Annotated in this window: 9 protein-coding genes; all 9 read left to right on the forward strand. The window is 34.0% G+C overall.

What is annotated here, in order from left to right; genetic code table 11:
- Positions 1–27: 27 nt before the first annotated feature.
- The 9 genes from pth to ftsH all read left to right on the forward strand — a co-directional run bounded on the left by pth (position 28) and on the right by ftsH (position 9,970).
- Positions 28–597, forward strand: a complete 570-nt coding sequence (gene pth, locus AC3E9F_RS06980; RefSeq protein ID WP_263394204.1) for an aminoacyl-tRNA hydrolase — start codon at positions 28–30, stop codon at positions 595–597.
- Complete coding sequence (gene mfd / locus AC3E9F_RS06985; protein ID WP_263394205.1) at positions 590–4,093, forward strand: transcription-repair coupling factor; 3,504 nt, start codon at positions 590–592, stop codon at positions 4,091–4,093. The genes pth and mfd overlap by 8 nt, the downstream gene beginning before the upstream one ends.
- Before the next feature lie 63 nt (positions 4,094–4,156).
- Complete coding sequence (locus AC3E9F_RS06990) at positions 4,157–4,423, forward strand: RNA-binding S4 domain-containing protein (RefSeq protein ID WP_263394206.1); 267 nt, start codon at positions 4,157–4,159, stop codon at positions 4,421–4,423.
- Positions 4,416–4,784 (forward strand): septum formation initiator family protein, encoded by a 369-nt coding sequence (locus AC3E9F_RS06995; protein ID WP_263394207.1) that lies wholly within the window; start codon positions 4,416–4,418, stop codon positions 4,782–4,784. The genes AC3E9F_RS06990 and AC3E9F_RS06995 overlap by 8 nt, the downstream gene beginning before the upstream one ends.
- Positions 4,785–4,790: 6 nt before the next feature.
- Positions 4,791–4,913 (forward strand): SP_0009 family protein, encoded by a 123-nt coding sequence (locus AC3E9F_RS07000; protein WP_251938627.1) that lies wholly within the window; start codon positions 4,791–4,793, stop codon positions 4,911–4,913.
- A complete protein-coding gene (locus AC3E9F_RS07005; RefSeq protein ID WP_263394208.1) occupies positions 4,906–6,174 on the forward strand; it encodes a serine hydrolase in 1,269 nt (422 codons plus the stop codon). The genes AC3E9F_RS07000 and AC3E9F_RS07005 overlap by 8 nt, the downstream gene beginning before the upstream one ends.
- Entirely contained in the window at positions 6,171–7,448 is a 1,278-nt protein-coding gene (tilS, locus tag AC3E9F_RS07010; RefSeq protein ID WP_263394209.1) for a tRNA lysidine(34) synthetase TilS, read from the forward strand. The genes AC3E9F_RS07005 and tilS overlap by 4 nt, the downstream gene beginning before the upstream one ends.
- A gap of 4 nt (positions 7,449–7,452) precedes the next feature.
- Positions 7,453–7,995 carry a hypoxanthine phosphoribosyltransferase gene (gene hpt, locus AC3E9F_RS07015; protein WP_004250918.1) on the forward strand — a complete coding sequence of 181 codons (543 nt, stop codon included), beginning with the start codon at positions 7,453–7,455 and terminating at the stop codon, positions 7,993–7,995.
- Positions 7,996–8,011: 16 nt separating this feature from the next.
- Positions 8,012–9,970, forward strand: coding sequence for an ATP-dependent zinc metalloprotease FtsH (gene ftsH, locus AC3E9F_RS07020; RefSeq protein WP_263394210.1), 1,959 nt, complete (start codon positions 8,012–8,014; stop codon positions 9,968–9,970).
- The last annotated feature ends 163 nt before the right edge of the window (positions 9,971–10,133 follow it).

A 10,133-nucleotide genomic window follows, 5' to 3' on the forward strand; every position in this document is an offset into this window, starting at 1 on the left:
CCTTTTGGCTTTTGAAAGGAAAAATAAATGACAAAACTACTTGTGGGATTGGGAAATCCAGGAGATAAATATTTTGAAACTAAACATAATGTTGGCTTTATGCTGATTGATCAACTAGCAAAAAAACAGAACGTCACCTTTACACACGATAAGATATTCCAAGCCGAGTTAGCTTCATTTTTCCTTAATGGTGAAAAAATTTATCTGGTGAAACCGACTACTTTTATGAATGAAAGTGGAAAAGCAGTTCATGCTTTATTAACCTACTATGGTTTAGATATTGAAGATTTACTCATTATTTACGATGATCTTGACATGGAAGTTGGAAAAATTCGTCTTCGAGCTAAAGGCTCAGCTGGTGGCCATAATGGAATCAAGTCAATTATTCAACATATTGGTACACAGGTTTTCAATCGTGTAAAGATTGGTATTGGAAGACCTAAAAAAGGAATGTCAGTGGTTCATCATGTTTTGAGTAAGTTTGATCAAGAAGATTATATTGGTATTTTACAGTCAATTGACAAAGTTGACGACGCTGTAAACTATTATTTACAAGAGAATAACTTTGAAAAAACAATGCAGAAATATAATGGGTAAAGAAATGTCATTAATCGATTTCTTTTTAGAGAATAAGCAGATACATTCATGGAATGAGCATTTATCTCTCAAACAAAGACAATTACTATTAGGTCTTTCTGGTTCAGGAAAGTCTTTGGCTATTGCAAGTAGTGCAAAAAATCAGGACAAAATTTTAGTAATGACTTCGACTTATGGAGAGGCTGAACGTCTGGTCAATGATTTAATTTCCATCTTAGGTTCAGATTTAGTTTATCCATTCTTAGTAGATGATTCACCAATGGTAGAATTTTTAGTATCGTCACAAGAAAAGATTTTTTCTCGCGTCGAAGCTTTGCGTTTTTTAAGAGATAGGTCTCAAAAAGGGATTTTAGTTTGTAACCTAGCAGCTAGTCGCTTATTTTTACCAGATCCTCAAGTTTTTGATAATAGTATTTTAAAGCTTGAAATTGGCCAAGAATGTGAACAAAGTGAACTAAAAAATCACTTGATTTCTCTTGGTTATAAAAAAGTTACACAAGTTCAAAGTCAAGGTGAGTTTAGTCTTCGAGGAGATATTCTGGATATCTTTGAAACCTCTCAAATATCTCCTTATCGAATAGAATTTTTTGGTGATGAGATTGATGGGATTAGAGAATTTGATGCTGAAACTCAATTATCAAAAGATAGTCAATCTCAAGTCTTGATTTATCCAGCTAGTGATATTTTGCTAACTGATGAAGATTATCATCGTGGTCAAAAATTCTTAGAACATGAGATTGATAAAGCTATTTCTCCAACTTTAAAGTCTTACTTAGAAGAAGTTTTTAGTTGTACGAAAGAGCAAGTTCTTCATGCAGATATTCGCAAGTTTTTATCTGTTTTTTATAAAAAACAGTGGACATTGATAGACTATTTGAATCAAGTTCCTATTATCTTTGATGATTTTCAAAAAATTATCAATCAGTATGATGTTTTTGATAAGGAAACAGCTAGTTACTTGACAGAAGATTTACACAATAGTAAAGTTGTGTCAAATTTACAATATTTTTCTGATGTAGAAAGTCAATTAAAAAAATATGTACCAGCGAGTTTCTTTTCGAATTTTCAAAAGGGTCTTGGAAATCTAAAATTTGATCATCTTTATCAATTTAATCAATATCCAATGCAGGAGTTCTTTAATCAGTTTTCTTTTCTGAAAGAAGAAATTGAACGTTATAAAAAATTGAAGTATACGATTGTTCTTCAATCAAGTAGCAAAACTGAACTAAAGAAATTGTCAACGATTCTTGATGAATATGGCATTAACGTTGATAATAGTAATGGAAATGAAGTCTGTAAAGCATCTGTCAACCTTATTGAAGGAAATCTTCGTCATGGTTTTCATTTTGTAGATGAGAATCTTGTATTCATCACTGAATATGAAATTTTTAAAAAGAAGATTAAACGCAAGTATCGCAGACAAAATATTAGCAACGCTGAACGATTAAAAGATTACAGTGAACTACAAAAAGGAGATTATGTTGTTCATCAAATCCATGGTGTTGGTCAATATTTAGGTATTGAAACGATTGAAATAAAAGGAATTCATAGAGACTACGTAAGTGTCCAATATCAAAATGGAGATCGAATTTCTATCCCTGTAGAGCAGATACAGACTCTTTCTAAATATGTTTCTAGTGATGGTAAGGCTCCAAAGTTAAATAAATTAAACGATGGACGTTTTAAAAAAGCGAAGCAAAAAGTTAAAAATCAAGTTGAAGATATTGCAGATGACTTAATTAAACTGTATGCCGAGAGAAGTCAACTCAAAGGATATGCATTTTCAAAAGATGATGAAGATCAGGTTGCTTTTGATGAGGCTTTCCCTTATGTTGAAACTGAAGATCAACTTCGAAGTATTGAAGAAATTAAGAAGGATATGCAAGCTCCTCAACCGATGGACCGACTTTTAGTTGGAGATGTTGGTTTTGGTAAGACAGAAGTAGCAATGAGAGCTGCTTTTAAGGCTGTCAATAATCATAAACAGGTTGTTGTTTTAGTACCTACTACAGTTTTGGCTCAGCAACATTATAGTAATTTCAAGGAAAGATTTGAGCAATTTGCTGTCAATGTAGATGTTTTGAGTCGTTTTAGAAGTAAAAAAGAGCAGACTGAGACACTTGAAAAATTGAAAAAAGGACAAGTAGACATTTTGATAGGAACTCATCGCGTTTTATCTAAAGATGTTGAATTTGCTGATTTAGGATTGATCATTATCGATGAGGAGCAGCGTTTTGGTGTCAAGCATAAAGAAGCACTCAAGGAATTAAAAAAGAAGGTTGATGTCTTAACCTTGACAGCTACACCGATTCCTCGAACTCTTCATATGTCTATGTTAGGTATCCGAGATTTATCTGTCATCGAAACTCCTCCAACAAATCGATACCCTGTACAAACCTATGTCCTTGAACAGAATGATCGTGTCATTCGTGATGCTGTATTGAGAGAAATTGATCGTGGTGGTCAGGTTTACTATCTTTACAATAAAGTTGACACGATTGAAAAGAAGGTTTCAGAGTTACAAGAACTGATTCCAGAAGCTTCTATTGGTTTTGTTCATGGTCAAATGAGTGAAATTCGTTTGGAGAATACACTACTTGACTTTATTGAAGGTGAATATGATATTTTAGTAACAACAACAATCATTGAAACAGGGGTAGACATTCCAAATGCAAATACCTTGTTTATAGAAAATGCAGATCACATGGGATTGTCAACCTTGTATCAACTTAGAGGTCGGGTTGGTCGTAGTAATCGTATTGCTTATGCCTATCTTATGTATCAACCAGATAAATCATTGACAGAAGTTTCTGAGAAAAGATTAGAAGCTATCAAAGGTTTCACTGAATTGGGTTCTGGTTTCAAAATCGCTATGCGCGATTTATCTATTCGTGGAGCGGGTAATCTTTTAGGAAGTTCGCAGTCAGGTTTTATCGATTCTGTTGGTTTTGAACTCTATTCTCAATTACTGGAAGAAGCAATTGCTAAGAAAAATGGAACTGCTAAGAAACGTGAAAAAGGAAATGCTGAGTTAATTCTACAAATTGATGCTTATCTTCCGGATGAGTACATTTCAGATGAACGACATAAAATTGAAATTTACAAGAGAATTCGTCAAATTGACAACCGTGTCAACTACGAAGAATTACAAGATGAGTTGATAGACCGATTTGGAGAGTATCCAGATGTAGTTGCTTACCTCTTAGAAATTGGATTAGCTAAAGCTTATCTTGATAAAGTCTTTGTCAATCGTGTTGAAAGAAGAGATAATAAGCTTGTGATTCAATTTGAAAAGATATCTCAACAACTATTCTTAACTCAAGATTATTTCCAAGCCCTCTCACAGACAAGTTTGAAGGCTAACATTTCTGAGAATCAAGGTTTGATAGAAGTTGTTTTTGATATTCGAAATAAAAAAGATTATGAGATTTTAGAAGGTCTTTTAACCTTCGGAGAAACATTAGCAAACATAAAAGAGTCAAAAGAGTCACATTAGGAGTTACCTTTTTTCTTCTATAAAAGGGATAAAAATGGTACAATAATAATTTGAGGTATTAAGATGAGATTAGATAAATATTTAAAAGTATCACGAATTATTAAACGCCGTACAGTGGCTAAGGAAGTTGCAGACAAAGGGCGAATCAAGGTAAATGGAATCCTTGCGAAGAGTTCAACAGATTTAAAAGTCAACGATCAGGTTGAAATTCGCTTTGGAAATAAGTTGTTGCTTGTGAAAGTGCTAGAAATGAAAGATAGCACAAAAAAAGAAGATGCAGCTGGAATGTATGAAATTATCAGTGAAACAAGGGTAGAAGACGATGTATAAAAAAATAGTCCAAATGAATAACTCTTTTATTCAAAATGAATACCAACGTCGTAAGTACATGATGGAAGAACGTCAAAAACGGAATCGTTTTATGGGTTGGATTTTGATTTTAATTATGTTGTTATTTATCTTACCAACTTATAATTTAGCGCAAAGTTATCAACAATTACTAACACGTCGCCAGCAACTAGCTGATTTGAACAAACAATATCAGGAATTGAGCGATGAAAAGGATAAAGAAGCTAGTTTAGCAACGAAGTTAAAAGACGAATCCTATGCTGCTAAATATTCCCGTGCAAAATATTATTATTCAAAAACATGGGAGGAAGTTTATACAATTCCGGACTTGCTTCCTAGGTAATGTTAAATGGAAAATTTATTAGAAATTGTTGAACAATTTTTAAGTCAATCAGATGAAAAATTAGATGAGTTAGCTCAAAAGAATCATCTATTACGATTGCAAGAAGAAGAGGGGAAAAAGAATGCGTAAATTTTTAGTGATATTACTACTTCCTATTTTCCTAAAAAGTGTACAAGTAGTAAGCACTGAGAATCAAGTTATTATTCCAAAACAAGAAGTTTATTCCTTAACTCACGCTCCGTATCATTTTTATTATCAAGATACTATAGAATCTCCAAAATTTTATGGTGAGACGCCTGTTTATTCCACAGAAGACCTGATTAATGAATCAGGTAAAGTAAATGCTGAAACAACATTAACAGTTACAGAATGGCGATTAAATAAACAAGGACAGCCAGTCTTTAAATTGTCTAATAATCAATTTGTGATGGCTGATAAACGACTTTTATACGATAGCTCCATCGTCAATAATTTCTCAAAACGAGTATGGTTAGAACCTGGATTTGTCGTCTATAATAGTCCTTATGATCAACAAGAACTAAGGTCTGATTTAGCACCATATCAAGTGGTTGAAGCAGATATGTCTATTTTTGCTGAAGGTCGTGAATTCTTACATATCGAGCAAAAAGGTTGGATTTCGACGGATTATATTTCTACCGATGATAATCGTATCCAGAAAGTACAAGAGTTACTGTCTGCAAATTATCAAAATGAACAGTTTTCTATTTATGTTAAACAACTGAGTACAGGTAAGGAAGCTGGTATTAATGAAAATCAAAAAATGTACGCTGCTAGTGTTATGAAATTACCTTATCTTTATTCTGTTCAGGAAAAAATCAATCAAGGTGATTACCAACTTGACACGAAATTGAAGTATGTTTCCGAAGTTAATGATTTCCCTGGCTCTTATAAACCGGAAGGAAGTGGAAGTCTCCCTAAAACAGCGGACAATAAAGAATACACAATCAAAGATTTAATCACAAAAACTGCAAAAGAATCTGACAATGTAGCTCATAATATTCTTGCTTATTATATTACGAATAAATCAGATGAAGCCTTTAAAACAGAGATGACTACTATCGCAGGTGAAGAGTGGGATGTGACAGATAAGATGGCTTCAGCTAAAATGGCTGGTCAAGTTATGGAATCTATTTACAATCAAAATGGTTTTGTTTTAGAATCTCTTTCACAAACATCTTTTGATAATCAGCGGATTGCTAAGAATATTTCTGCTAAGGTAGCCCATAAAATTGGGGATGCAGATGAATTTAAACACGATGTGGGAATAGTCTATACAGATTCTCCTTTCGTTATTTCAATCTTTACCAAAAATTCTGATTACGATACCATTTCTAAAATTGCTAAGGATGTCTACGAGGTCCTAAAATGAGAGACCGAGATTTTTTAAATCATTTTCTAGAAAAAGGTTACTTTGAAAGACATTCAAGAGTTGTTCTAGCCTTGTCTGGTGGATTGGATTCGATGTTTCTTTTTCAACTTCTTTTGACCTATCAAAAAGAACTTGGTCTTGAATTGTTTTTAGCTCATGTAAATCATAAACAACGACCAGAGTCAGATAAGGAAGAAAATGAATTAAGAAAATTAGCTGAACAAGCTGGAGTTCCAATTTATGTAGCTTGTTTTACTGGAGATTTTTCAGAAGCGAATGCTCGTCAATTTCGCTATGAATTTTTTAGAGAAGTGATGGAGAAAACTTCATCTACAGCTCTTGTAACAGCTCATCATGCAGATGATCAAGTTGAGACAATCTTTATGCGATTGATTAGAGGTGCTAGACTACACCATTTATCAGCTACTAAAGAAAAACAAACGTTTGATAAGGGAGAGTTAATTCGTCCTTTGTTGTCTTTTTATAAGAAGGATTTTCCTGAAATTGAGCATTTTGAAGATTCAACGAATAAAGAGAATAACTATCTTCGTAATCGTATTCGCAACCTCTATCTGCCACAGTTAGAAAAAGAAAATATTCAGGTAAAAAAAGCAATTTTAGAGTTTGGAAAAGAAGTTTCTGATTATCAAATTGCTCTGGCTGAATTATCTCAAGCGGTTAATGTGGAAAATTTAACTAAGTTTTTATCTTTTAGTGAAGCAACACAAGGAGTTTTACTACAACAATACCTTAGTCGTTTTGCTGATTTAAATATAACAAGAGAACAATTTCAAGAAATTCATCATATTTTAAAAACTAAGAGTCAATATCGCCATAGTATAAAAAATGGTTATGAACTTATAAAAGAATACCAGCACTTTCAAATTGGTAAAATCAGACCAAAGTCTGATGAAAAAAGTAGTGAGTGTGTGTTAAACTATCAAAATCAAGTTTATTATGAAGGTTTTCTATTTTCATTTGGAATTCCTCTAAAAGGTGAAAATGTTCAACAAATAAATGTTTCCCGTGAAACATCATTGATTTTGCGGCATCGACAGCCAGGTGATTATTTGATAATAAATGGTCATCGAAAAAAAGTAAGGCGACTTTTTATTGATTTAAAAATTCCAGCAGAAAAACGAAAAAATGCGATTATTGTTGAGCAATTCGGAAAGATTTGTTCAATTTTAGGAATTGAACTCAGTGATTTGAGTATAAAAATGAAAAATGATATAATGAACACTATACTTTATATAGAAAAAATAGATAGGTAAAATCATGTTAGAACAAGACATCAAGAAAATTATGATTTCGCAAGATGAAATTACAGAAGCAGCTAAGAAGTTAGGTGCTCAATTGACAAAAGATTATGAAGGTAAGAATCCGATTTTAGTTGGAATTTTAAAAGGATCTATTCCTTTTATGGCTGAATTAGTCAAATATATCGACACTCATCTTGAAATGGATTTTATGATGGTTTCTAGTTATCATGGTGGAACTGTAAGTAGTGGTGTCATCAATATCAAACAAGATGTAACTCAAGATGTTAAAGGTAGACACATTGTCTTTGTAGAAGATATTATTGATACTGGTCAAACCTTGAAAAGTTTGAGAGATATGTTTACTGCAAGAGAAGCAGCATCTGTTAAGATTGTTACTATGCTGGATAAACCAGAAGGTCGTACTGTAGAAATCGAAGCAGATTATACATGTTTTACAATTCCAAATGAATTCGTTGTAGGTTATGGCTTAGACTATAATGAAAACTATCGTAATCTTCCTTATGTAGGTGTATTGAAAGAGGAAGTTTACTCAAAATAGAAGGGTAAGTTGTTGAATGCAAAAACAAAATAATGGTTTTATAAAAAATCCATTTCTTTATTTGTTGATGATTTTCTTGTTAGTAACGGGATTTCAGTACTTTTTCGCTGGAAGAGCTGCTGGTCATAGCCAACAAATTAAATACTCAGAATTGGTGCAGGAAATCACTAATGACAATGTAAAAGAAATAACCTATCAGCCAAGTGGCAGTGTTATTGAAGTGTCGGGTGTTTATAAAACTGCTAAAACAGAAAAACCGGAAACAGGTATTCAGTTTTTCACACCTTCTGCAACAAAAGTAGAGAAATTTACAAGTATTATTCTTCCATCGGATACTACTGTAGCGGACTTACAGAAACTGGCAAGTGAACACCAAACACAAGTTGAAGTTAAGCATGAGAGCTCAAGTGGTATGTGGATTAACATCCTAGTTTCAGTAGTACCATTTGCTATTTTATTCTTCTTCTTGTTTTCTATGATGGGAAATATGGGTGGAAATAGCGGACGTAATCCAATGAGTTTTGGACGTAGTAAAGCTAAGGCTGCTAATAAAGAAGATATCAAAGTACGCTTTTCAGATGTTGCCGGTGCTGAAGAAGAAAAACAAGAACTTGTTGAAGTTGTTGAATTCTTGAAAGACCCAAAACGCTTTACAAAATTAGGCGCTCGTATCCCAGCTGGTGTTCTCTTAGAAGGACCTCCAGGAACTGGTAAAACATTGCTTGCTAAAGCAGTTGCGGGAGAAGCTGGCGTGCCATTCTTTAGTATTTCAGGTTCTGACTTTGTAGAAATGTTCGTCGGTGTCGGTGCAAGCCGTGTCCGTTCTCTATTTGAGGACGCTAAAAAAGCAGCACCAGCCATTATCTTTATTGATGAAATCGATGCTGTTGGTCGCCAACGTGGTGTCGGTTTAGGCGGAGGTAATGACGAGCGTGAACAAACCTTGAACCAACTCTTGATTGAAATGGATGGTTTTGAAGGAAACGAAGGAATTATCGTTATTGCGGCAACAAACCGTTCAGACGTTCTAGATCCAGCCCTTCTTCGTCCAGGTCGTTTTGATAGAAAAGTATTGGTTGGACGTCCTGATGTTAAAGGACGCGAAGCAATTCTAAAAGTCCACGCTAGAAATAAACCTTTGGCAGAAGATGTTGATTTGAAATTGGTTGCTCAACAAACTCCAGGTTTTGTTGGAGCTGATTTGGAAAATGTATTGAACGAGGCAGCCTTAGTTGCAGCTCGTCGCAATAAGTCAGTCATTGATGCTTCTGATATTGATGAGGCAGAAGATCGCGTTATTGCAGGACCTTCTAAGAAAGATAAGACTGTTTCTCAAAAAGAACGTGAAATGGTTGCTTACCATGAGGCAGGACACACAATTGTCGGTTTGGTCTTGTCCAATGCACGTGTCGTTCATAAGGTAACAATTGTTCCTCGTGGTCGTGCTGGTGGTTACATGATTGCTCTTCCAAAAGAAGATCAAATGTTACTATCTAAAGAAGACATGAAAGAGCAATTAGCAGGTTTGATGGGTGGACGCGTTGCTGAAGAGATTATCTTCAATGTCCAAACAACAGGTGCATCGAACGACTTTGAGCAAGCTACACAGATGGCGCGTGCTATGGTTACTGAGTATGGAATGAGTGAAAAACTTGGACCAGTACAGTATGAAGGTAATCATGCTATGTTTGGTGCTCAATCCCCACAAAAAACAATTTCAGAGCGTACTGCTTACGAAATTGACGAAGAAGTTCGAGCTTTATTGAATGAAGCACGTAATAAAGCGGCTGAGATCATTCAATCAAACCGTGAAACGCATAAATTGATTGCAGAAGCCTTGTTGAAATATGAAACATTGGATAGTACACAAATTAAATCTCTTTACGAAACAGGAAAAATGCCTGAATCAGTAGAAGAGGAATCACGTGCCCTATCATATGATGAAGTCAAATCAAAAATGGCTGAAGAAAACTAAAATATTAGTAGACGAAATACAAGAGAGGATATAATTATATCCTCTCTTTCTTATTTATAAAAACTAATCTATGAAAACCAGTAAAAAAATTTCAGAAAAACAAATCAAACTAGTTGACAAGTAGGAAAAAGTGTATATAATAGAAAGAGTTGAAAAAGCTCAG

The sequence above is a fragment of the Streptococcus sp. SCPM-O-B-15277 (M60) genome, assembly GCF_058200335.1.

Excerpts from the sequence above, each read along its gene's own strand:
- AC3E9F_RS06995 (WP_263394207.1), top strand. The coding sequence starts at position 4,416 with ATGTATAAAAAAATAGTCCAAATGAATAACTCTTTTATTCAAAATGAA.
- pth (WP_263394204.1), top strand. The coding sequence starts at position 28 with ATGACAAAACTACTTGTGGGATTGGGAAATCCAGGAGATAAATATTTT.
- tilS (WP_263394209.1), top strand. The coding sequence starts at position 6,171 with ATGAGAGACCGAGATTTTTTAAATCATTTTCTAGAAAAAGGTTACTTT.
- AC3E9F_RS07005 (WP_263394208.1), top strand. The coding sequence starts at position 4,906 with ATGCGTAAATTTTTAGTGATATTACTACTTCCTATTTTCCTAAAAAGT.
- AC3E9F_RS07000 (WP_251938627.1), top strand. The coding sequence starts at position 4,791 with ATGGAAAATTTATTAGAAATTGTTGAACAATTTTTAAGTCAATCAGAT.
- AC3E9F_RS06990 (WP_263394206.1), top strand. The coding sequence starts at position 4,157 with ATGAGATTAGATAAATATTTAAAAGTATCACGAATTATTAAACGCCGT.
- mfd (WP_263394205.1), top strand. The coding sequence starts at position 590 with ATGGGTAAAGAAATGTCATTAATCGATTTCTTTTTAGAGAATAAGCAG.
- ftsH (WP_263394210.1), top strand. The coding sequence starts at position 8,012 with ATGCAAAAACAAAATAATGGTTTTATAAAAAATCCATTTCTTTATTTG.
- hpt (WP_004250918.1), top strand. The coding sequence starts at position 7,453 with ATGTTAGAACAAGACATCAAGAAAATTATGATTTCGCAAGATGAAATT.